The organism is Kangiella sp. TOML190 (genome assembly GCF_023706045.1).
Lineage (GTDB): Bacteria > Pseudomonadota > Gammaproteobacteria > Enterobacterales > Kangiellaceae > Kangiella.
This window is the reverse complement of the sequence record NZ_BQYL01000001.1, coordinates 1,506,627-1,529,196: the sequence shown is the minus strand read 5'-3', so window position 1 is coordinate 1,529,196 and position 22,570 is coordinate 1,506,627. Positions and strand designations below refer to the sequence as shown.

Sequence of the window (22,570 nt, the reverse complement as noted above, 5' to 3'; positions counted from 1 at the left end):
TTATAAAAGGTACTTCCGATAAAAATCCAACTCAGCTTCAAAGGCTTGAATAATGGTTTCGGGTTTTCTAAAGCCGTGCCCTTCTCCTGCAAATTCAATGTATTGGTAATCTAGGCCGTTAGCCTTTAAAGCTGTTACCATCGCTTCGGATTGGCTTGGCGGTACCACCTTATCCTCAAGCCCTTGCAAAATTAAAATTGGACAAGATAACCGCTCAGTATGCTCACTAGGAGAGCGCTCTAAGTATATCTGCTTGGCTTCTGGCAAAGGCCCGACGACCGAGTCCAAATAGCGAATTTCGAACTTATGGCTATCTTTGGCTAATGACAATAAGTCCGCCACTCCATAGCGACTCATGCCCACTTGAAATCTATCGTGGAAAGTTAGCGCACATAAAGTAGTAAAACCGCCAGCACTACCGCCACGGATCGCCAAACGCTTACCATCCACCAAGCCTTGCTGCGCTAAATAGTCCGCCATCGCAATGCAATCGTCCACATCATAGACACCCCAATTACCCTTTAAACTGTCTCGATAAGCGCGGCCATAACCAGTGCTTCCACGATAATTGACATCAGCCACCGCAAAACCGCGGCTGGTCCAATACTGAATTTGCAAATCAAAACCCGAGTCGGTCATGCCAGTCGGCCCGCCATGGCTCATAACAATCAATGGTGGCAAACCTGTGGAGCATTCATATTTGTCATTAAGTGGCGCATAAAAAAAGCCATGCGCAAGCTGGTTATCACTGGTAGCAAAAGTGACATGTTCGGCCCGAGCAATTGTGCTAAGCGACAGCTTATCGTTTTTTCCTAGCAAATCGTTAGTTTGCATACTGGATAGATCGAGTTTGATTAAGCTTTGCGCCTGCTTTGCATTCGCAGCAATAAAACATGCTTGCTTATCCTTAACCATCAGTTGGCCATTAAAGGCATTCCACTGATCGCTAACCTTGCGCAATTGGCCTGAAGTTAGATCGAGTTGGTATAAAGCCTGATGAGCTTGCTTGGTGCCAATCGCTAAAATGGTATCTTTATCTATAAATTGAAAACTGTTGCAACCAAATACCCATTGCGGAAACCCAAACTCAATTTCGACAAACTCATGCAGCGGTTTATCTTCTCCATGGCGATAAATATGCCACCAGCCATTGTTATCAGCAACGTAATAAAGTTGACCGTCAGGTGACCATTGGGGATTATAAACTGACAACTGCTCGCCAGCGGCTACTTTGCGCGGATTGCTGAGCTGTTGATTATCATCAATCTCCGCCAGCCACAATTCCGTTTCATCCCACGGCATATTGGGATGTTGCCAAGATAACCAACAGATGGAATTACCATCAGGAGCAACGCGCGGATTAGAATAAAAATCTTGGCCAGATGCTATCACTTGCACGTTAGCATCGCCCTCTTTTTGTGCTAAATCAATTAACACCAGTTCGTTAATAACATCAAAAGCCGTGCCACCCTGTTGGTGGCGCTCGCGAACGCAAACGGTAAACTGCTTATTTGGGCTAATGTCGCCATCGCCATAGCGCCAAGCGCGCTCAAAAGGCGCGGCTTGAGTTATTGGCTCAATACTGCCATCGGAGTTATTCTGTAAATAGAGTCTTTGATCCGAATCGTTGGCAAAAATAATTAACTCATCTTTTGTCCAAAAATCGCCACCGCCATATTCGTGCAGACGCGTACGCACGTTATAAGCCTCTGGCGTCAAATCGACTTTAAGACCATTTTGGTAGGCTACGATTACTCCGCGCCCTTTTTCTTCGGGGCGACTTTCTAGCCAAGCTGGCTGTCCTTTTAGCCATTGAATTTGGCCCAAACGAGTGGACTTACTAGCCAACATTTCTGCGCTAATTTCCGATGGCCACTGGCCGTAAGCTTGCTCTTTTTTCATCTAATAAACCTAACCATAAATCATCTTATTATGCACTCGAAACAAATTGTATTTGATAAAGTACTTCATCCAGATAATCCAACCCTAATTCTTTCCAGCGTGGATGATTATCCATTAACGAATGACGTGCTTTTTCACTAATTTTTGCGCCCGCAAAATGCTCTGCCAGTTCTTGCTGATCCACATAAAATGGCGGTCCTGACATCTGATGTTGCGGATAATCCATGGTGACCATAAAAATTTGAGCATTAGACTTCAATAAACTGATTAAATGCTTGGCATAATCGGCACGCATGGTTTCCGGCAAGGCGATATACGCAGCGCGATCAAACACTTGCTCAAATTGCCCAATATCACTAGTCGTGACAGCGAAAAAGTCCGCGAGCCAAAGCTCGATGTTATCGCTGTTATAAACCGTTGTATCGTCTGTAGCCGTTTTACTAAAGGCTATACCGCTACTCGTTATAAACTCCGTTACTGCTTTGGGGTTAAATTCAATAGCGGTGGATGCGTAGCCCTGTTCGGACAAATAAATTAAATCCAGCGACTTACCTGAAAGCGGTACTAATACTGGCGAATAGGGATCCAGCAAGGGGAGCGTAGTTTTAAGCAAGGGATGAACTCGCGACACATGAAAGGGTTGCGAATCTTTGTGCCAGCAGTTATCCCAAAACTCAAAATCCATAAAGCGGCAATGCAACTATTTGAACAAATTCGTTTGTTTGGAACGTTGGATCCAGCGCATGGCGAACTTATCAAAAGCACCTTGCAAACTTAAAGAAAGCTTATCGGTTAGCGGTTTTTTTATGTCATATTTGACCGCATAAACGTCTTTGTCTTGCATCGCTTTATGGATCAGATCATCACTCGTACTAATGTCGTCAACCAGCCCTAAGGCTAACGCTTGAGAGCCATACCAGTGCTCGCCAGTAGCAACTTTTTCGATCTCTAAATCGGGGCGATTTTGGTTAATAAAACTTTTAAATAACTGATGAGTTTCTTCAAGCTCTTGCTTAAATTTTTCACGTCCATGGCTGGTGTTTTGCCCAAACATGGTGAGCGTTCGTTTGTAGTCGCCTGCGGTATGCTGTTCATAGTCCACATGGGCTTTATCCAATAAACGGTTAAAGTTTGGAATTTCCGCTACCACCCCAATCGAGCCAATGATGGCAAAAGGCGCTGAAACAATTTTATCGGCGACACATGCCATCATATAACCGCCACTAGCCGCCACTTCATCGACTGCGATAGTCAGCTTATGACCCGCTTGGCGAATACGTTGCAGCTGGGATGCTGCTAAGCCATAGGCATGCACCATGCCGCCCGGGCTTTCCAAACGCACCAGAACTTCATCTTGCTTATTAGCGGTTACTAACACTGCGGTAATTTCTTCTCGTAAAGACTCTACACCGCTGGCTTCAAGATCCCCTTCAAAATCCAAAACGTACAATCGAGCTTTAGTTTGCTCAGGAGCAGTTGCTAATTGTTTATCAGCAGTAGCATCAAGGTTAGTATCTGCATTCGCTTCCGTTGTATCCACTGTTTCAGAAGTACTTTTCTTGGAAGACTTAACCTTCTTTTTAACGGCTTTATTTTCTTTTTTCTGTTTGTCTTTTTCCGCTTTAAGCAAGGCCTTCCACTCGGCTTTTGATAAAACTTCACTTTGGATGGTTTGCTTGTGATCTTTAATCTCTTCACCCAAATTGGTGACTTTAATCTCACCTTTACTACTAGAACGATGTTTTTGCCCAGCATTTAAGATAAAGCCTAAAACCATCACTATAGCCACCACAATAGTTGCCGCTTTTAGCAAAAACAGACCGTAATCAGATAAAAATTCCAAGTGTTTACTCCACGATTTAGGGTTGCGCATTAGTGCGCCATAAAAAAGCCCTCGATACTCAAAGCACCGAGGGCTCTTGATCCTAAAGGATTATGACCTAAGGTTCAACGAGTGCTGGGTCAGTAACTACCACATTAGCACCACCGCTAGCAATGAAGGTCGCTATTGCAGTTTGCATTGCTACCGTAGTCGCTGCATCTGCCGCAGGGCTTAATGGCGTTGCATGATCACCTGAAACAAACTTCAAGAAAGCACGATCGGTTGCCGTAGTTTCGGTAACGGTTGGTAAGCCATAAGACGCCGCTAATGGAATTGAACCCACTAAAGGAGCCGTTGCAGCAGCATTAGGTACCACTGCATCACCTTTAACCTGTACCGCCAAAGTTGGGATATTGTTAGCTTGCGCCATTGCCGCATAGTTAATCGGATCGCCAGAGTCAACCACCGTTTGCGCCGCCACTAAGAAAGCCGGTAAGGTCTCTTGTAAAAACTCGGCGCTGGCTGGATCTTGACCTGCCGCCGCCGCTAAACCGCCGCGAATTCTAGGACCAAAGCTGTCCGATGCATTCAGCATTTGCGCAATCGAGCCAGAGGCTGTCGCAATAACGCTTTGTTGCGCAAAATCAGCGGTAGCAGTATAGGTCGAGCCTACAATACCGCCTAAAGAGTGCCCCATAAAGCTCACTTTAGTGATTGGTAGACCGGTATCTGGGTCAACTCCGAATACAAAGTCAGGCACCATATCACCATCAACATCCATACCTGGAATCGCCTTCTCAAGAGTTAATAGATCTAAAGAAGCTTGACGTAAGTTATCACGTGAAACCAACAAATTTTGCAAATTGATGGTATGAGCGCCCGAAGCATCCGGCGTGCCATCCATACCTGGAGCACCAGTAGTATTATCCAGAATGTCTACCCCAAAGGTACGCTCATGAACACCGCCAGCAGCATAGCCTTCAAAAACACCAATAGCGCCACCAGAGGCTGCCTGTAGACCTAAATGAACCGGATTATCCGCAGTAATACCGTGCAATGGCTGATCCATCGAAATCACAGCGGTGCAGGCACCAGCCATAGTATCGGCAATACCCAACATAGCCGTACGGTCGCTAGTAATACCGTGCTGGAAAATCATCACAGGATAAGGTTTAGGACAAGCAGGATCTTTAGGTAGCGACACCATCAAAGGTACAGTTTCATCGCCTTGCTTTTGCGGCAGTGGGTTAGCATAAGTTAAGTTACCGCCTGCTAACGGGTTAGTTATCAAAGAACCGCCCACAGGCACCAGCTCTGCAGCGACCCAGTTGCCGTTTAATACTGGCAAAGGATTGGTCGGCGAAGCAACGCCCAACAAATAAGGTAAGGTGATCTCGCCTTTATACAAATTAGCCGCACCAATACCAGTAAAAGGAGCGGTATCAGTGAATAAGCTACTAAAGCTAGTGGTAGGTAAGGCGCCTTGCGAGAATGGTAAGTCAACATAAAAACCTTTTGCCGCTAAGATCGAATCGGCAATTGACTGAATGGTAAATTGGTAAGACAAAATCACATCATCACGAACCACTCCGGCACCTTCTGCTGCCGCTAACATAGCATTAACCAATTGGCGAACTGGTTCAAGCGCCGCCGCACTGCCTTCTAAGGGCTCAGTAGTTTTGGCTAAGTTATAAGCACTATCACCCGCCAAAGCATCGCCATCAGAATCGGTTATGGCATTGGTTAACACCACCATGTAAGACGCTTGGGCTTCAAACGGCTTCAAAGGTACCACTGCCAAGGTTAAAGGGCCGGCCTGCTGTACAATATAGTCAACACCAAAGGTTAACTCTGATTCGACACCAGTAACAGGACCCGTAGGTAAAATGATACCTGAGCCTGGCGAGGTTTCTGGACGCAGCACAGACACTTTAAACAAACGGAAAGATTGACCGCCAACGACGCTTGAAACATCCAGAGCAGCGCCATTATCGTTAAAACTGATGGTAAAAGGCGCGTGGGTTGACCAACCGTCTAAAGCATTAATCGCGTTAATCGGATCGGCAGTATCAGTTGGATCATCGCTAGGAATATTAAGAGTTAAATCTTCAGTGCCTAAAAATAGTAAATCGTTAGGAACGGGGATATTACCTCCGCCGGGAGAATAGATTGGTGACATGGCCGCTTTAGCGCCGGTTCCAGAACCGCCATCACCTGGGATTTTTGGGTCATCAGGACCACCGCCACCACAAGCCGATAATACTAGACTACTGACAAACGTAATCCCGAATAGAACTTTCTTCATTGTTAACTCCCATTTGGTAAAATATCAAGGACTTAGCGACCTTATTCGTTATATTTTTAATAATCTTATTGAGAAAGATTTGTTCAATCCTACTCTGTAAAGCGTGTCTTTGGCAAGTGGACTTACCAGATTCACACCATCTTGCTAGCACCCCACAAGTCTAGCGGCTTGCTATCTCATCAAAGCTTTTTAGCTCGGCTTTTGCCCGATTCCACAGATCGCCACTATCATGACCATACTGCCAAAAAACCTGCATTGCCTTATCCGCATCGCCTTGCTTAATTGCCTCGTTGAAACTCTTATAAAACTCGCGAGCCAGTTTTCGAGTTTGCTCCCAGCCAAAATAAAAGCGGCCTATTTTGTAATAAATGGCCTCAAAACCGTTAAGCATCAAAGTGTAGACGGGATTTCCTGAAACTCGGGTCGCCACATGGTGAAACTGCCAATCATAAGCAATGTAACCATCAGCATTATTTGGCACTTCATCAATCTTATCTAACATTTCAACCAATGCATCCGAGTTATTCTTAATCGCTTTGCGTAAGAAAATGCTCGCCGTATTGGTTCTGGCATCCAGTAAGTTATCCGCCAATTCAATCGAGCCTTCGTCGTCCAGCTGGATCAAGGTATCCAAAACATTTAAGGTCGCCGATTGCCAAATATCATTCACTTTGGTTGGCTTACCGTGTTGAATCGTCAACCAACCATCTCGAGCCAAGCGCTGCAGCACCTCGCGCAAGGTGGTTCGAGTTACACCAATAATCTCAGCTAACTCACGCTCGGCGGGTAAAATGGTGCCAGCGGCAAACTTACCATTCCAGATTGATTCGACAATATATTGCTCGGCAAAGGCTGCTGGTGTTAAGGCTTTAACAGTGGCCATTCAATTCCCCAACTGGTTTTTTAAAGTAAGATCTGCGGATCCCTTACAATAAGTGGTAAGAGGTCAATTCAGACCGTTTGTAACACATAGTCAACGGCTTTTCTAGCCATTTGCTTAAGAAACGGTCAAAACCAGGCTAAAAATCATCGGAAACAGAATTTTCGCCACTTTTAGTACGAAATAACTGGAAAAAGCCACGCAAAATCCTAGAATAAACAACCATCATGAATCTAATTATTTGATCAATATGAGCTATAGCGCCCGTAAGGCCATTTTCGACAACTTCCTTGGCAATGCACCACATTGGTACAAAACCACCATCGTTGCATTTTTATTGATAAACCCTCTGATCTTGTGGAGTCTAGGGCCAGTTATTGCTGGTTGGGTTCTGGTTGGCCAATTTATCTTTACCCTCGCCATGGCGCTGAAATGCTATCCGCTACAACCGGGCGGCCTATTGGCGTTTGAAGCGGTGCTGCTAGGCTTAACCAGCACTGACACCATCATGTATGAAATCCAAAGTAACCTCGAAGTGTTGTTACTGTTGATTTTTATGGTTGCTGGTATCTTCTTTATGAAGAACCTTTTGTTGTTTTTATTCTCGCGAATTTTATTAGGCATAAAATCAAAAAGAACCCTGTCTCTTATGTTCCTTTTAGTCGCGGCATTCCTATCAGCTTTCTTAGACGCTTTAACTGTAACTGCGGTGGTTATCTCCGTTGGTGTTGGTTTCTATGGTATTTACCATAAAGTAGCTGCGGGCATCGATTATAAAGAACGCGACGACATCACCACCGATGAAGAAGTCTACGAGCAACATCGCGCCGACTTAAGTCAATTTCGTTCCTTCTTGCGCAGCCTGATGATGCACGCCGCCATTGGTACTGCCTTGGGTGGCGTCTGTACTCTCGTTGGCGAGCCGCAGAACCTATTGATCGCGAATACTGCAAACTGGGAGTTTGGTGAGTTCTTCTTACGAATGGCGCCAGTAACCATTCCGGTCTTGTTTGCTGGGGTACTCGTGTGTTTGTTCCTAGAAACCACCAAAATTATGGGTTATGGCGCTACTCTGCCCGATGCGGTCCGTAAAGTCATGGAAGATGACCAAGCCGAACGCGAAGCAAAGCGCACCAAAAAAGACAACTGGAATCTGGCCATGCAAGCTTTGGTTGGCGTCTGGCTAATTATTGCTTTAGCTTTCCACCTCAGCACGGTTGGCTTAATAGGTCTTTCTGTAATCGTACTAGCCAGTGCTTTTACGGGCGTGATTGATGAACACGCGATTGGTAAAAGCTTTGAAGAAGCCCTACCCTTTACCGCTTTGTTAACCGTCTTTTTCGTGATTGTAGGTGTGATTTTCGATCAAGAATTGTTTAAGCCGATTATCGAATACATCTTTACCCTCGACCGAGATTCGCAAGTAGCGGCCTTCTACTTGGCAAACGGAGCCCTTTCAGCGATTAGTGATAACGTCTTCGTCGCCACCGTCTATGTGGGTGAAATCAAACAAGCAGCCATTAATGGGGTTATTGACCGCGATGCTTTCGATTTACTATCGGTCGCTATTAATACTGGTACTAATATTCCTAGTGTCGCCACGCCCAATGGCCAAGCGGCGTTCTTGTTTTTACTCACTAGTGGTCTAGCGCCGTTGATCCGCTTGTCCTATATGCGGATGGTAATAATGGCTTTGCCTTATACCATCGTTATGACCATCGTCGGCTTAATTGCAGTGGTTTATTTCTTGAAACCCGCTACCGCCACCATGTATGAAAAGCAGCTGATTAACCATCATACGGTTGAACAGCTTAAAAGCGACGGCAAAAGCAAAGGACATTAGTTCCAAACCATCAAAAAAGCCCTTTATATAAAGGGCTTTTTTATTTAGCTTTCCATTTTTAAAGCTGTAGCTCTATTTCCAAATCGCATCGGTTAAAGACTCAACCTTTTGTTGATGCGCTTTTAGCTCTTCTTCATTAGCTTTAATCACCCTTAACGGCTCGCGCTGACTCGAGATTCGACGAATAGCCACTTCGCCAGTGCTATTTTGATTGCTGCTGTTTCTGCGTCCAAGTGTCAGGCTGGTTTGACCCCCTGTCATGCGCAAATAGACGTCCGCTAAAATTTCCGAATCCAGCAAAGCGCCGTGCAGCTCACGATGTTCATTATTAATATCGTAGCGTTTACATAGAGCATCCAAGCTATTGCGCTGGCCTGGATGCATTTGACGCGCTAAGGTTAAGGTATCTAAAACGCTACAGTAATCGCTCATCACGCCTTTTTTGGCGTTCAGCAACCCCAATTCATGATCAAGAAAACCAATATCAAAAGGGGCGTTATGAATAATCAATTCAGCGCCATCAACAAAAGCCAAAAAGTCATCCACAACTTCCGAAAATAAAGGTTTATCCTGTAAAAACTCATTGGTAATACCATGAACTTCGATCGCCCCTTCATCAATTTCTCGATTGGGTTTTAGGTATTGATGATAGTGGTTACCAGTGAGCTTGCGATTAACGATTTCAACACAACCAATTTCAATAATTTTATGCCCTTCGCTCGGTTCTAAACCAGTAGTTTCGGTATCCAGTACAATTTGTCGCATAGTCGTTAACTTCTTATCAGTGTTGATTAGTCATTTGCATTATTGGCGGCTATGTTTCGGCGAGCAGCAATTAAATCTTGCTCGGCCAAAACCTTATCCACCCCTAGATTGGCTAGCTCATCGGCAATTTCGTTTTCCGCATGACCACTGTGGCCTTTGACCCAGTGCCAGCTGACTTGGTGACGGCTCACTTCTTGATCAAGCGCTTGCCACAAGTCTTGGTTTTTCACCGGCTTTTTACTGGCGGTTTTCCAGCCTTTAGCCTTCCAGCCATCCAGCCAAGATTGAATACCATTTTTAACGTAGCTCGAATCGGTGGTCAACTCAACCTTGCAAGGTTTTTTAAGCGCTTTTAAGGCCTCAATCGCCGCCATCAGCTCCATCCGATTATTGGTGGTTTCTAGCTCGCCGCCATAAAGTTTTTTCTCGTGCTCGCCATACCTTAACAAAGCACCCCAACCCCCAACGCCAGGATTACCTTTACAAGCACCATCGGTAAATATTTCTACTGTTTTCGCCATTAACTATTAGGACTCGTGAATAATTTTTGATTAACAAGACTGCTTGGTGGAAAGGTTCGCCATCGCCCCTATTGCCACCGTCGATTCCTTTTCTAACGGCTTGATAGGATTCATGGTGGCCACTTTTTTCTGTGCCTTGATCATATAAGCTATCGGTGCGGAAAGCCACGCCTTGTTCATCTCGGATGTTTTTTGAAAATGGCTAAAACCACGCCACCAAGGACATGCTAAAGTCTCTACTTCATCAATCTCAAAGCCCAAAAGTCCTAACCAATCATTAAAACGATTAAGACCAATACTCTGCTGCGGCAATAATTTTCTAGGATCGCTTAAACCGACTTTCGATTTCAGACACCAGGGATTATTTGGTGCTAATAACAAGCTATACAGCAACCCTTGCGGCTCTAAGGCTCGATGAATCTCACCCAAAAGTACCGAGCCAGTCTGAGTATAATCAAAACCAAAGCTTACCACCGCCGCTTGAATCGAATCGGCATCGACGGGCAAGCTCTCAGGCTCGGCGTGAACTGAATGAGCAAGACCGGGGCCAACTTTAAGCTGCAATTCAAATCCCCTGTCCGGCATACTTAAGCTTTGAGTAAGGCTATCCAAGGTCAGCAAAATACCGCCGCCATGATAGTCCTGCAAATGATCTTGCAACCATTCTTGCCAAATATAACGGATCCGGTTGCCGGCTGGGATCAGCGGCCAACTTAGCTCTGCCAATACACTCAAACTGGTTTGACTTCCTAACTGCAACTTATTAAGGTCATGCTAACCCTTTGCGATTTGACTGGCAAGTAACCGCGTTAGCTTATACTGGATTAAACCTCGTTAACAACTCGATGAAAATAGAACCGATCAAAGCTTTTACCGATAACTACATCTGGGCGCTTCACCATCCAACCCAGCAGCGGCTGTGTGTGGTTGATCCTGGCGATAGCCAACCGGTGTTCGACTACCTTGAAGAGCATCAACTTAAACTCGATTCGATTTTGATAACCCACTATCACAATGATCATATTGGCGGGGTCAAAGCGCTGAAACAAGCCACTGGTGCACGAGTTTATGGCTCAGTCCACGATAACCTCGATTTTGTTGATGAAGCGCTAAATGAGCCTGAATCTATTGTAATTTTCGATGATCAATACCAATTTGAGATCCTACATGTCCCTGGTCATACCCTAGGCCATATTGCTTACTACGAACCTCATCGACAGTGGCTATTTTGTGGCGACACCTTATTTAAAGCAGGATGCGGACGCATGTTTGAAGGCGAACCCAAACAGTTCTACCAATCCTTACAAAAACTAGCCCAATTACCGCCGCAAACCCAAGTCTATTGCACCCATGAATACACCTTAAGCAACTTAGCCTTTGCCGAGTCGGTTGAGCCTGACAACCAAGTCGTCAAGCAGTTAATAGCCGAATCGCAACAGCGAAGAAAGCAACAGCAAGCAACCTTGCCGTCGACCATTGCCAGCGAGCTGGCGAGTAACCCTTTTTTACGCTGCGATCAAGCTCCTGTGATCAAGGCGGCACATTCAGCGGACCCAGCGGCCAAGCATGACTGGCAAATTTTTGCTACAATCCGCCGACTAAAAGATAACTTCTAACCTAAAGATCATATCCATAATGCGCAAAAACCCTTCTAACTGCCTGAAAGTATTACTCTTAACCACCGTTGCTATGCTTGGACTGAGTAGCTGCTCCTTAAAACGAGAAGGCTTAGCCTCTGAAACTAGCGAATCGCAAGAGCAAGCTCTGGAGCAGCCGAGTGAGCAAATTGCGTCAGTATCTAAACACAAATCTCCGCAGCTGATTGCTGAAGAAGCAACTGGCGAAATCGCCGCACCACCGCCCGAAACCAGTCTCTGGGATTATATGGCTGCGCGGCAAGAATTAACCGCCATTAAGCACCCAAGAATCAGTGCTTTCGAAACTTATTTTTTAAAACATAAACGCCTTTTAAATAAAAAGACCGATAAAGCAGCACCTTATTTATATTACATAATTCAAGAGCTAGAAAAGCGCAAAATGCCGCTGGAGCTAGCTTTCACGCCGATGGTCGAAAGCAATTTTGATCCTTTAGCACACTCGGTAGTACAAGCGGCTGGGCTATGGCAATTCATGCCAAAAACAGCCAAAGGTTTCGGCCTTGAGATCAATCAATGGTATGACGGACGCCGTGATATCGTTGCGTCCACCGATGCAGCCCTGACTTACTACCAATATTTGAATAAAATGTTTGATGGCGATTGGTTGCTAACCGTGGCAGCTTATAACCTAGGCGAAGGTAATGTCTTAAAAGCCATCAAAAAGAACAGAAAAGCTGGCAAAGCCACCGACTACTGGTCATTAAAACTGCCCAAAGAAACCATGCGTCATGTGCCTAAATGGCTTGCTCTTGCTAACGTTTTAATCAATCAGCCACAATTTAATTTAGCGCTAACGGAGATAAAAAACACTCCAGTTTTTGCCAGCCTAGACATTGCCGCACCTGCGAATCTGGCGCAGCTTGCTACCTTAACAGGACTTGATAAAACCGAGTTTTATGGGTTAAACCCTGCTTATAATAAGCTTTTTATACCGGCAGAAATTAAAAATGCCAGTATTTTAGTGCCGATTGAATCACTAGAAGAATTCGAATTTAAACTGCAAAACACTCCTGCGGAATTGTTTAAAGTTAGCTTTAGTTACCAAGTCAAAGCAGGGGACAATTTAAGTAAAATTGCCCATAACAACCAAACCAACGTAACAGCAATAAAACAATTAAATGGCCTAAAATCCGATCGATTACAAATCGGCCAAGTCTTAAAACTCCCTGGCATGGTTGAAGTGAAAAAAGAAGAACAAACCTTTTTTAGCACTTTAAATAAAAACCAAAAGCGCCGTAAATATAAAGTCTATCGAGTACGCTCCGGAGATAGCCTCTGGAAAATCGCCCGAAAATTTAAAGTTACTACGTCTAAAATTGCCAAATGGAATGGGCTTAATAAAAAGAAGGTTCTCAAGATTGGACAACCCCTAAAGATATGGCCTTCATCTTAATATTACTTATCTAAACCAGATAAAAAAGAGCGCCTAAGCGCTCTTTTTTATTGCTGTTATAAACTGATGTTTAGCTTCTAAATAATACCTTTTCCTTTTTGAAGAATTGAGTAGCAAAATATAGCATCGCTCCTGCAATCACTAGCGTTGATGCTAACAATACCCCAATTAAACTATAGTCCACAGTGCCTTTAATCAGATCTTTCATGGCTAGCGCTACGTTAGTTACCGGTATCATGGCAGTTTTCCAGTTTAGCTCCATTCCTGGTACAAAAGCGATAATTACTGGCAAAAAGCCCATCATCATAATCGGCGACATATAAGCTTGAGCCTCTTTCATATTTTTTGCATAGATAGAAGCGCACAGCATCAATGATGCAAAAATACTGGTCAACGGAATCAATAACACTGCCACCAATAAAATATCGAGCGAGGAAATGTTAGACAAGAAACTTAAATTGATCATTTTACCGCCGAGGGTAAATATATAGGTCCAGAACAGATAACTGAGCAACGTTACTGCCACGGATAAAAAACTGGTAGTAAAAATAACAGCAAACTTAGCTAAAACCATATTGCTTTTTGGCATTGGAGTTAGCAACAAGGTTTCAAGCGTACCGCGCTCTTTCTCCCCTACGCCTATTTCAAGTGCTGGATACATAGCGCCAGCAACGGCTAATAAAATCAAAATATAAGCAGTCATAGGCCCAACCATTTCGCCAGTTCTTTCACGCTTAGTGGCAAAATTTTCTTTCTTAACTTCTAATGGAGAGTTGAACGCTTTAACATTATCATTAGACAAGTTAAAAACGGCACCAAGCTCACGTCTTTGCGCATTGTTAAAAGCATCGATAATTTTATTAACCCGTGTCGTCATAATATTATTAAGACGCGAAGAACCTTTATAATACAGGGTTATTTCCTGTTGGGATTTAGTCAGCACTGGCAGTTGTGATTCCACAGAAACCTCTAAAATATAATCCACCTCTTTGTTTAAAATAGCCGATTTAAAATCATCTGACTCTAAGGTTTTTTTATTAAACCCTTTTTCTTTAGTGAATAAAGGTTCTAGGCCTGGCATCTGCTGTACATTAACAAAGGCAATATTTATTTCTTTTTCTTGTGCTTCCTTGGTTTTATCCATGGTGAATTTTCCTAAAAAGAAAAATATCACTGGAAAAATTAGCGTTGGCAGTAGAATTGAAAAAATCAAGGTCCGCTTATCACGCAGCATTTCTAGGATTTCTTTTTTATAAATCAGCCACATACTATGCTACCTCCGGTTGTTCTTCTACTAATTTTAAGAAAGATGAATAGAGATCTTGGTTTTCTGATAGAGCTGCAAACTCTGCTGTGGAACCAAAGAACTTAGATACGCCCAAGTCGATCAAGCAGACCTGATCGCAGAGCTGCTCCACTTCATGTAAATGATGGGTCGAAAAAATTACCGACATATCGCTACCACGATAAGATTCGATAAAATCCAAGACGGTTTTTGCTGAAATCACATCTAAACCAGTGGTAGGTTCATCAAACACCAAAACTTTTGGGTTATGAATTACTGCGCGCGCGATCGAAGCTCTTTGTGACATACCAGTCGATAAATCATCAGCCCTTTTCGCAGCAAAAGAATGCATATCGAGCATGGTGAAGATTTGATCTACCCGCTGCGCCAATTCTTGATTCGATAAGCCGTGCATACGGCCAAAGTATTCAACGTTTTCTTGCACCGTTAATCGGTGGTAAAGACCTGTTTTTCCCGATAAAAAACCAATCTGTTTGGTAGCGTATAAAGGATCTTTAGTAACATCCTTACCATCGATTAAAATCTGGCCAGAAGTTGGTTGCAGCGCTGTTGATAGCATCCGCAAAGTAGTGGTTTTACCCGCACCGTTGGGACCCAACAGTCCTAAAACCTTGCCTGGCTCAACATTAAAGCTAACATCTTTTACCGCATGAAAAACACCCTCTCCTTCACGAGGATCTTTCACTACTTTTTTTTGCCGAGCTTTTGCTTCCTTTTTATCGTATGCAAAAGTTTTGGCAAGGTTCTTCAATTCAATCATTAGGTTCCCCTGGTTTAAATTGGTTTTGTTTAACTTGATTTTCGTTTCGCTTTGTTGGATTCGGATTTTGCTAATTCAGGTTTATCTGATTGTGCTGAATTTTTTGTTTTAACAATCGATAAAACTCTTTCGCTGATAAGTTTACGCAACTGACTAAGTCGCGGCTGGCTATCCTCATCGAACTGCATAGGTCGGCAAAGCTTCATGGTTTGGATCCCCAGTCGCGCGATCAAAATACCGACGCCTATACCTTGCGCAACTTTTCCCGAAATAGTTGCGGTTAAGCTTTTCCCTAACAGTTCAACTCCTGCATCGGCGACCAATTCCGAAGCACCCGCCAACATTAAATTAGTTGCTACCTGTTTGGTCAAGCCAAAGCGACCAAAAACATTCTGCGGACAACCATAAATTCTTGAGATTTCTTGCAGCATTTTACTCGAACGCCATGCTACCAGGGCCATATCAGCAGCGGCTAAGGGGCTAAGAGCAACCATCACAGCGGATTCACTGGCATGTTTGCTAATAGCATCCATTGCTAACCGGTCTAAGCCCGAAAGCACCTGATTAGAATAAATCTGTAACAATTCTTTGTCATTATGCGAATAAGATTTCTGCTGTTCAAAATTCGCAAGAGCTTGACTAATATCCACCTCTTGGATAATTTCATCATTAATTTGCTCCAACAGTCCCAGCGACTGACCATAGGAATCGCTTGCTTCTAACGCCTCTAATTGCTTTTGTAATTTTAAACGCCGCTTTAACCGACGCGACTTAATACGACCTTTGATCAGCGCACCGACACCTGCTACAAGGGTTAAAGCAGTTAAAGCCGTTACCCCCCAACCCAATAGCGGATTAATCGAAAAACTGGCTTGGATAAACTGCCAAGCTTCATATGTCGCGCCAGCTACTACCAAAGCGGCAAAAGATCGCCAGAAATAACGACTCCAACTCTGTTTCTTTTGTTGCGGTTTTAACTTTAGATTACCGCTGGTCACTGGTAAATTTTTGTCGTCAGCATTAAGTAAAGCCTCATTATCAAGTAAGGTTTCTTGCTGTTCGATTGTGCTAGCTTTTATCGCATCTGACTCAAACTTAACCGGCTTATCACTCATAAAAATTTATCTCCTATCAGCGCTTGAATCACCTGATCCATTCGTTGGTGTGGCAGTGCTTCGCCAACCGGCAGTTCCGGAATAGCAAAATCAACAAAGTTAAATGCTTGCTGCTGCCATTGTGTCTTTGTCATTGGCTGGGTAGGAATTTTTCCTGGATAATTGACGACTTCTTTACCGCTATCAAGCTCCAGCCCTTTTACACATATTAATGTTTGGCCCTGATAATCAGTCTTTACTGGCTGAGTTACTTCAATCGCGCTAAACACCGTATTCTCAACCTCTACGCCTTGATAGCCCACTAGGTTTTCCGAGTGATTGAGCATATTACTTAAAAACTTTTTTAAATTAGGGTGCTGCTCTGGTGGAAGGTGATCCGATTTACTTGCGGCCACGAGCAATTTGCTGATACTCGGTTGGAACATGCGCTTAAACCAATTTGACTCGCCATAGTTAAAGCTGGTGATTAATTTGGTTAAAGTACTTTGCAATTCCTTGTATGAATCATACCCTTGATTGAGCACTTCTAAGCAGTCAACCAATAGCACTTGTCTATCAACCTTCGAAAAATACTCTTTAAAAAAAGGCTTAACAATTTGCTCTTGGTAATAATCATAACGCTTTTCTAACTGTGCAAAGTTGGTATTGCTAATATCAACTTTAACGTTATCAAGACACGGAAAAAAGTCCAATACTGGCGCACCATCAAGATCACCCGGAAGCACGAAGCGCCCTGGCTGAATACAATGGATCCCTGAGCCTTGCTGCTTACAGTCGATTAAAAATCCACGAAAACTTTGGCTGATTTTTTTTAGCTGAGCCTCATCGTATTGTTGACTAGCATCAAACCCTTTCAATGACTCATGAAACTGTTTGGATAACGATTTTTGCGGTTCTTGCGCAAGCCAATTATAAAACTGCCGAGACCATTGCTGATAATTCATTTGCAAGAGTGGCAGATCCAAAAGCCATTCACCCGGATAGTCTACAATATCTACCTTAAGATGACTCACTTGCTGCAGTTTTTTAACCCAACGATTTTTGATTTTGTATTTGATACTCAATCGAATTTGGCTTACGTTGCGGGTTGATTGCGGCCAGCTGGCTTCTTCCTCAATCGCTTTTAAAGCGTCGGCATAAGGAAAGGCTGGGATATGCAGTTCTGGATGCTGCTCAATTTTTACGGCTAGAATCCGTCCTTCAGCGTGCGAGAGCCAAAAGGGTAAGCCAGAAGAATCCTTGTGATGCAGTAACTGATTAACGAACGAGGTTATAAAGGCAGTTTTACCTGCCCTGCTAAGCCCAGTAACACAAAGCCGTACATTCTTATCTAAGCCACGTTCAACCAGCTCAACGGCTTCTTTTAACTGTTGTTTCACCCTAGCGTTGGATCCTTTTTAGTATTGTAAGGCCATTATAGCCAATCACGATGTGAGATGCTGTTAGTAATAGTAATAAATTATTTCATTGCGGATACTGCTGAGGACTATTTAGAGCGACTACTGCGCTGCTTGCGCTTGAATTAATTGGCGCAATTGCACGTCATTCAGTTCTTGAGCGCTTTTAGCACTACTGATAATTGCAGGGTTAGGATCACTAATCAAAGATGTAGCATAGGCGCTAAACTCCGCAAATTCTAATCTTTCAATAGCTTGCGATACATAATTTTTAATCGGTAACCGATAAACTGAAGACAATACTTGATATTCGACAGTGCTTTCATCAATAAGCCCAACTCTAGCCAAGAAGGCTTGTTTTGCGGCAGTAAAGCTCTCATGGTTTAGGCTAAGGTTAAATTCTCTTATGGATTGATATAAAGCAGAAATCAACGTATTAGCGGGCATGCCAGACTCAAACTCTAAGACATTATTGCGTAAGGACTGCCATTGGTTAATTTGCAAACCCTCTATTGAGTTTTTGCTCAGATAGTAACGCAACCAATATTGATAAAATTGATAGAGTGGCCAAGTACTATCGCCCAGCTCAAGCTGATCCAACTTAATCGACCATTGCGGTGTAGAAATACCACTAATCCTAATCAGATTAGACGCTTTTTCGACTGCTAGAGCATCGCTCTGTTGAAACAAACTTGAATATTGGACTATTGGGTTAGTAATGGTTCCATCCTGACCGATAAATTCAATCTTCAATTGTTCTTGAGATAATGGCACTTGGCTATTTAGCAGCGGGCGAATTATTTGCTTAACTACCTTATCAACAAGTTTTTCACTTGAGCCAAGTTCGAATTTAAAAAGAATTAACACGGGATCTTTAGTAATAAACTGATAGACCAATTGAGTTTGCTCTTGACACTGGACAATAGCGCAAAACTCAAGGTAGTTAACATTCAAGTAAAGTGCTAAGTATTGGAGTTTATGACCAAAATCTTGCGCCTTGACCAATATCTGGTGCTCATCAGAAAACACATCATTATCAAGCTCACCATCTTCTGCAACTTTACGTAAACGGGGGCCATTATCGGAGAGCAACTGATGATATTCTTGGCTAACTTTCTCGATAGATATCTGTGGTAAGTAAGTAATTAGCTCCTGTAATTTTGCTAAATTATCGTCAAACTCTGTAATATTTAATAACTCAATTAAGCCAGCGGAGGTACTTTGTTTAAAATTTAGATAATCTAAGAAATTAGCTTTAAGCTCTGCAATATCGCCATCGCTTATGGCTTGCTGATGGCTGTTCAAAACACAAGATAGTTTATCTTCACTAAGACGAAAGTTGAGTTGATTTAAATTGCTACTATCGCAATAAATTAAAGCGGCTAGCACCGTTTGCCAATAAGCTTCTTTATTTTTTAGCAACTCTCTATCAACGATCTTAGTAAAAACATTGTCGCTAGGCGAAATGGAAAGGGTGCTCTTACTATCCCAAGCACTATACATGGCACCTAGTTGCTTTTGGATATTGAGGTTGCCAATAAGACTAATGTTAATATTGGCCGAATTTCTCAAGCTGGCACTAAGCACTTTATTTAAATCACCAAGCTTTGCTTGCGATAATTCAAAACTAAAAGTCTGATGAAGGCGATCAGCTTTCTCATCAAAGGAAATACCATTTCGAAAAGAAAAATCTTCTAACTCAGCAATAAGTTTCTGCTGATCATATGCTTGATTTAAAAAGCTGATCACATAGTGAATGCTATTACTATTCGTTTTTAACAGCTGTATCCGAAGATTGTCTGAAATAGTTTCATTAACAGAACGCTCTATTGGCGGAGCATCAAATGCATACAGCTTAGAGAAGAAAAAAAGAGTGCTAAATAAGAATAGCTTTAAATAGGAACGCTTGCTCATTAAGTAGACAATCAAAAGAAAGGCCTCAAAAGAGGCCTTATTGTTATTCCGTTTCTTCTGCTTTTTCAGTCTCAGCGGCTACTTCAGCTTCTAACTCTGCAGCATCTTTTTTCATAAGCTCCCGTATTCTTTGCTTTTCCTGAATAAACCCTACCCAAGATGTAGCACTTTTACGAGTTTGCTCATAATTTTTTGCCTTATTTAGAGCTTGAATAGCACCTGCTTCCTGACCTAAATAGAACTTGGCAGCGCCAAGCTGTAGATAGGTATTACCAGCTTCACTACTCGAGAGCCCGCCTTTCTGTACCGCCTCATTAAAGGCTGAAATGGCTTCTTTGTACTTTTCCTTGCTGAAGTGAATATTACCGATTCTAAAAGCATATTTGCCAGAGCCAGTAGTATTAATCAACCTTCTATACGCTGATATAGCTTTATCATCAGCTTTAGCCTGATCCAAAAAACGAGCTAAAAGTTTTAGATTTTCTACATTACTTTTAACAATACCCTTTTTTATGCCTTCTTCAATACGAGCTGCAGCATTATAAGGCGAACCATTATTAGCGTGCATAGAAGCTAAATTTTTTATCTCTTTTTCCGTAGTCCAAAGTCCTTTTTGATAGGCAAGTTCTGAAACCGCCAGCGCGGCTTTGGTATCTCCTCTTTGGTGTTCAATCGAATATAGCTGCTCCCAATATTGCTTGTTATTGGGGTAAAAATTGATCATTTCCGCTAGGATTTTCGCACTTCCCGCCAAATCTTTTAGCCGATAATGCATACCGAAAAGCATTTTATATAACGGTTCCTTGTCTTTTGCTTTGCTCGTTTTCTTTAAAGCAATGTATGAAGGACAAATAGCACTTTTATACTGCTTATCTTGATAATAGAGCTGCGCTAGCATCTTATAGTCAGAAACCGGCGGCTTGATGACCTGGTCAAAATACTGCTTAAGCCAGTTAATGGCATTTTTATAATCCTTTTTAGCCACATATGCATAAGCTACTTGCTTTTTCATACTTAAAATCGCATTAACTGGCAAAGCATCTAACTCCACCACTTGTCTTGCGTACTGAACAGCTTGGTTAAAGTTACCGGCATCGTATGCCAAACGAGCAAGGTATTGATTAACGATAGATAAAGTGAAACTATCACTAGAGCTATTTTTAATTTCCATCAAAATGGCTTTAGCTTGCGCCTTGTTACCATCAGCCATCAGCTGATTGGCATTTTGCATCTTTTTAAAGGTGGCTTCACTTTTAAAACCTTTAACCTTTTTCTCAGGATACTTGCCCGTTTCTTTGGCTAAAAACTGGCATGAACCCGTATATTTAGTCGATACCAGTGCATCAGCTGTTGTCGAGACGGACAATATGGAAGCTAAAGCGGTAAAGATTGCTAACTTTCTAATCATCTGCATCTCCTATTGTTCTAGTTTAAATTCAAGGCGATAACGCATATTCTTCTGTACTACGGGTTGGCCATTATACATTTTAGGCTTGAACTTCCAGCGACGTATCGCTCGGCGAGCTTCTTTGTCGAAAACGCGGCGTGGATTAGCACCAACCACCTTAATATTTGAAGGTGCGCCATCAGGACCAATATCAAAGGTGAAGTCAACCCAGCCTTCAATACCTTTTAAATTCGCTTCTTGCGGATAGTTAGGCGGAAAAGTAGCAATAGGGATAGCTTCGCCATCACCAAAACCAGAAAAATCTCCAGCTCCTGAGCCTAAAGCACCAGCATACAGGCCTTCACCTTCAAATGTAGCATCCAAGTTTTCTACTTGAATATTGACAATCGCGGTTACCACTTTATTTTGCTGCTGCACTTGCTGCTGCGGTGGTGGAGGCTCTTTTGGTGGTGGTGGCTTCTTCGGTACTCGGCGCTCTTTACGCTGAACCTTTTTCTCTTCTTCCACAAAACCTAAGTCCACGGCTTGCACTTCCGCTTCATCGGGTTTGGATACCGCACTAATGAGACTGTTCATCAGCAAAAACAAGCCGATTACAATGCCTAATGAGATTAGTGCACTTAACGCTATTCTAGCCATTATTATTTAACCTGCTCTGTTGCTATTGAGACTTTGGCGCCGGTTCGTTTCGCCTGATCAAGCACGTCCAAGACTAATCCTGCTCGAGCTTTTTTATCCGGCTGTATCACCACATCGCCATTCGGGTTTTCAACACGCATCGCGTTTAACTTTGCTTTAATTTCCGCTTTCTGAACAACCGTTTTATCAATATGAATCTGGTTATTCTCATCAATTGCGATAAAAACATAAGCATCCGGACGCGCCGTTGAGGTTAGCGCTTCAGTTTTATTCACTTCAACGCCGGCTTGCTTTACGAAAACCGTAGTCACAATAAAGAAAATCAACATGATGAAGACGATGTCGAGCATCGGCGTCATATCAATTTCTACATCTTCTGTCTTTTTTTGAGTACTAATTGCCATTAAGGTTCACCCAAATTTTAATGATGCGGAAGACTATCAGCGAACTGATGCGACTTTACAAAAGCCGCTTGCTCAAGACGATTGCTAACGAATAGTCCAGAAAGTGCTGCTACCATCCCAGCCATGGTGGGAATTGTCGCCTTAAAGATCCCACCGGCCATTTGGCGCGCAGAACCTGAACCTTGTCCAGACATAGTGTCGAAAACGTCAATCATACCCGTTACCGTTCCTAACAAACCCAACAGCGGGCAAACCGCAATCAAGGTTTTTATTAGCAGCAAACGTGCATTTAATGATTCACGTGCTTCCGATACCCAGTAATCGCGGATCCGATGGGCACGCCAAGACAGTGTGTCGTCACGCGCATCCCATTCAGCAATCTTGATACGAGCCAGCTTGGGAAATTCACCATAAATGTACCAATAACGCTCAATGATAAATGTCCACATCAAGAACAGGACAGCCCCAATAACCCACAGGACCCATCCGCCTTTGTCGATAAAATCTAAAATTGTATAGATTAGCTCCATAACAATTC

The 22,570-nt window shown here is 43.1% G+C and carries 20 protein-coding genes; 3 read left to right on the top strand and 17 right to left on the bottom strand.

The window, feature by feature from the left end; genetic code table 11:
* From NFS34_RS07415 to fadR, 5 genes are all read right to left on the bottom strand, one after another.
* Positions 1–1,902, bottom strand: a complete 1,902-nt coding sequence (locus tag NFS34_RS07415; RefSeq protein ID WP_251359299.1) for a S9 family peptidase — start codon at positions 1,900–1,902, stop codon at positions 1–3.
* A gap of 28 nt (positions 1,903–1,930) precedes the next feature.
* Positions 1,931–2,587 (bottom strand): thiopurine S-methyltransferase, encoded by a 657-nt coding sequence (locus NFS34_RS07410; protein WP_251359298.1) that lies wholly within the window; start codon positions 2,585–2,587, stop codon positions 1,931–1,933.
* 15 nt (positions 2,588–2,602) lie between these two features.
* Entirely contained in the window at positions 2,603–3,745 is a 1,143-nt protein-coding gene (sohB, locus tag NFS34_RS07405) for a protease SohB (protein WP_376707971.1), read from the bottom strand.
* A gap of 97 nt (positions 3,746–3,842) precedes the next feature.
* Positions 3,843–6,029 (bottom strand): hypothetical protein, encoded by a 2,187-nt coding sequence (locus tag NFS34_RS07400; protein WP_251359296.1) that lies wholly within the window; start codon positions 6,027–6,029, stop codon positions 3,843–3,845.
* A gap of 160 nt (positions 6,030–6,189) precedes the next feature.
* Positions 6,190–6,912: a fatty acid metabolism transcriptional regulator FadR gene (gene fadR / locus NFS34_RS07395; protein ID WP_251359295.1), complete on the bottom strand. Its 723-nt coding sequence runs from the start codon at positions 6,910–6,912 to the stop codon at positions 6,190–6,192.
* 247 nt (positions 6,913–7,159) lie between these two features.
* Between fadR and nhaB the strand changes: the two genes are divergently transcribed.
* Positions 7,160–8,752, top strand: a complete 1,593-nt coding sequence (nhaB, locus tag NFS34_RS07390; RefSeq protein ID WP_251359294.1) for a sodium/proton antiporter NhaB — start codon at positions 7,160–7,162, stop codon at positions 8,750–8,752.
* Between the two features lie 72 nt (positions 8,753–8,824).
* On the opposite strand, the gene dnaQ is transcribed toward nhaB, so the two are convergent.
* From dnaQ to NFS34_RS07375, 3 genes are read right to left on the bottom strand one after another with little or no spacing between them, the layout of a single operon-like run.
* Positions 8,825–9,517, bottom strand: a complete 693-nt coding sequence (dnaQ, locus tag NFS34_RS07385) for a DNA polymerase III subunit epsilon (protein ID WP_251359293.1) — start codon at positions 9,515–9,517, stop codon at positions 8,825–8,827.
* A 26-nt stretch (positions 9,518–9,543) separates the two neighbouring features.
* Positions 9,544–10,038, bottom strand: a complete 495-nt coding sequence (gene rnhA, locus NFS34_RS07380) for a ribonuclease HI (protein ID WP_251359292.1) — start codon at positions 10,036–10,038, stop codon at positions 9,544–9,546.
* A 30-nt stretch (positions 10,039–10,068) separates the two neighbouring features.
* On the bottom strand, positions 10,069–10,797 hold the full coding sequence (locus tag NFS34_RS07375; RefSeq protein ID WP_251359291.1) for an SAM-dependent methyltransferase: 729 nt from the start codon (positions 10,795–10,797) through the stop codon (positions 10,069–10,071).
* Between the two features lie 86 nt (positions 10,798–10,883).
* Between NFS34_RS07375 and gloB the strand changes: the two genes are divergently transcribed.
* Positions 10,884–11,654, top strand: a complete 771-nt coding sequence (gloB, locus tag NFS34_RS07370; protein ID WP_251359290.1) for a hydroxyacylglutathione hydrolase — start codon at positions 10,884–10,886, stop codon at positions 11,652–11,654.
* 19 nt (positions 11,655–11,673) lie between these two features.
* The gene (locus tag NFS34_RS07365) at positions 11,674–13,089 is read left to right on the top strand and encodes a LysM peptidoglycan-binding domain-containing protein (RefSeq protein WP_251359289.1); all 1,416 of its coding nucleotides are present in this window, start codon (positions 11,674–11,676) and stop codon (positions 13,087–13,089) included.
* 70 nt (positions 13,090–13,159) lie between these two features.
* On the opposite strand, the gene NFS34_RS07360 is transcribed toward NFS34_RS07365, so the two are convergent.
* The 9 genes from NFS34_RS07360 to NFS34_RS07320 all read right to left on the bottom strand — a co-directional run bounded on the left by NFS34_RS07360 (position 13,160) and on the right by NFS34_RS07320 (position 22,562).
* The gene (locus NFS34_RS07360; RefSeq protein WP_251359288.1) at positions 13,160–14,356 is read right to left on the bottom strand and encodes an ABC transporter permease; all 1,197 of its coding nucleotides are present in this window, start codon (positions 14,354–14,356) and stop codon (positions 13,160–13,162) included.
* Between the two features lies 1 nt (position 14,357).
* The gene (locus NFS34_RS07355; protein WP_251359287.1) at positions 14,358–15,155 is read right to left on the bottom strand and encodes an ABC transporter ATP-binding protein; all 798 of its coding nucleotides are present in this window, start codon (positions 15,153–15,155) and stop codon (positions 14,358–14,360) included.
* Positions 15,156–15,184: 29 nt separating this feature from the next.
* Complete coding sequence (locus NFS34_RS07350) at positions 15,185–16,270, bottom strand: YcjF family protein (protein ID WP_251359286.1); 1,086 nt, start codon at positions 16,268–16,270, stop codon at positions 15,185–15,187.
* Positions 16,267–17,649 (bottom strand): YcjX family protein, encoded by a 1,383-nt coding sequence (locus tag NFS34_RS07345; protein ID WP_251359285.1) that lies wholly within the window; start codon positions 17,647–17,649, stop codon positions 16,267–16,269. Before NFS34_RS07345 ends, NFS34_RS07350 begins: the two co-directional genes overlap by 4 nt.
* A 120-nt stretch (positions 17,650–17,769) precedes the next feature.
* Positions 17,770–19,416 (bottom strand): hypothetical protein, encoded by a 1,647-nt coding sequence (locus NFS34_RS07340; RefSeq protein ID WP_251359284.1) that lies wholly within the window; start codon positions 19,414–19,416, stop codon positions 17,770–17,772.
* A gap of 208 nt (positions 19,417–19,624) precedes the next feature.
* Entirely contained in the window at positions 19,625–20,989 is a 1,365-nt protein-coding gene (locus tag NFS34_RS07335) for a tetratricopeptide repeat protein (RefSeq protein ID WP_251359283.1), read from the bottom strand.
* A 9-nt stretch (positions 20,990–20,998) separates the two neighbouring features.
* Entirely contained in the window at positions 20,999–21,628 is a 630-nt protein-coding gene (locus NFS34_RS07330) for an energy transducer TonB (RefSeq protein WP_251359282.1), read from the bottom strand.
* Positions 21,629–21,630: 2 nt separating this feature from the next.
* On the bottom strand, positions 21,631–22,032 hold the full coding sequence (locus NFS34_RS07325) for a biopolymer transporter ExbD (RefSeq protein ID WP_251359281.1): 402 nt from the start codon (positions 22,030–22,032) through the stop codon (positions 21,631–21,633).
* A gap of 17 nt (positions 22,033–22,049) precedes the next feature.
* Positions 22,050–22,562 (bottom strand): MotA/TolQ/ExbB proton channel family protein, encoded by a 513-nt coding sequence (locus tag NFS34_RS07320; RefSeq protein ID WP_251359280.1) that lies wholly within the window; start codon positions 22,560–22,562, stop codon positions 22,050–22,052.
* Positions 22,563–22,570 lie beyond the last annotated feature (8 nt).

Excerpts from the sequence above, each read along its gene's own strand:
- NFS34_RS07355 (WP_251359287.1), bottom strand. The coding sequence starts at position 15,155 with ATGATTGAATTGAAGAACCTTGCCAAAACTTTTGCATACGATAAAAAG.
- fadR (WP_251359295.1), bottom strand. The coding sequence starts at position 6,912 with ATGGCCACTGTTAAAGCCTTAACACCAGCAGCCTTTGCCGAGCAATAT.
- rnhA (WP_251359292.1), bottom strand. The coding sequence starts at position 10,038 with ATGGCGAAAACAGTAGAAATATTTACCGATGGTGCTTGTAAAGGTAAT.
- dnaQ (WP_251359293.1), bottom strand. The coding sequence starts at position 9,517 with ATGCGACAAATTGTACTGGATACCGAAACTACTGGTTTAGAACCGAGC.
- NFS34_RS07335 (WP_251359283.1), bottom strand. The coding sequence starts at position 20,989 with ATGATTAGAAAGTTAGCAATCTTTACCGCTTTAGCTTCCATATTGTCC.
- gloB (WP_251359290.1), top strand. The coding sequence starts at position 10,884 with ATGAAAATAGAACCGATCAAAGCTTTTACCGATAACTACATCTGGGCG.
- NFS34_RS07325 (WP_251359281.1), bottom strand. The coding sequence starts at position 22,032 with ATGGCAATTAGTACTCAAAAAAAGACAGAAGATGTAGAAATTGATATG.
- NFS34_RS07400 (WP_251359296.1), bottom strand. The coding sequence starts at position 6,029 with ATGAAGAAAGTTCTATTCGGGATTACGTTTGTCAGTAGTCTAGTATTA.
- NFS34_RS07330 (WP_251359282.1), bottom strand. The coding sequence starts at position 21,628 with ATGGCTAGAATAGCGTTAAGTGCACTAATCTCATTAGGCATTGTAATC.
- NFS34_RS07320 (WP_251359280.1), bottom strand. The coding sequence starts at position 22,562 with ATGGAGCTAATCTATACAATTTTAGATTTTATCGACAAAGGCGGATGG.
- NFS34_RS07410 (WP_251359298.1), bottom strand. The coding sequence starts at position 2,587 with ATGGATTTTGAGTTTTGGGATAACTGCTGGCACAAAGATTCGCAACCC.
- NFS34_RS07365 (WP_251359289.1), top strand. The coding sequence starts at position 11,674 with ATGCGCAAAAACCCTTCTAACTGCCTGAAAGTATTACTCTTAACCACC.
- NFS34_RS07360 (WP_251359288.1), bottom strand. The coding sequence starts at position 14,356 with ATGTGGCTGATTTATAAAAAAGAAATCCTAGAAATGCTGCGTGATAAG.
- NFS34_RS07415 (WP_251359299.1), bottom strand. The coding sequence starts at position 1,902 with ATGAAAAAAGAGCAAGCTTACGGCCAGTGGCCATCGGAAATTAGCGCA.
- nhaB (WP_251359294.1), top strand. The coding sequence starts at position 7,160 with ATGAGCTATAGCGCCCGTAAGGCCATTTTCGACAACTTCCTTGGCAAT.
- NFS34_RS07350 (WP_251359286.1), bottom strand. The coding sequence starts at position 16,270 with ATGAGTGATAAGCCGGTTAAGTTTGAGTCAGATGCGATAAAAGCTAGC.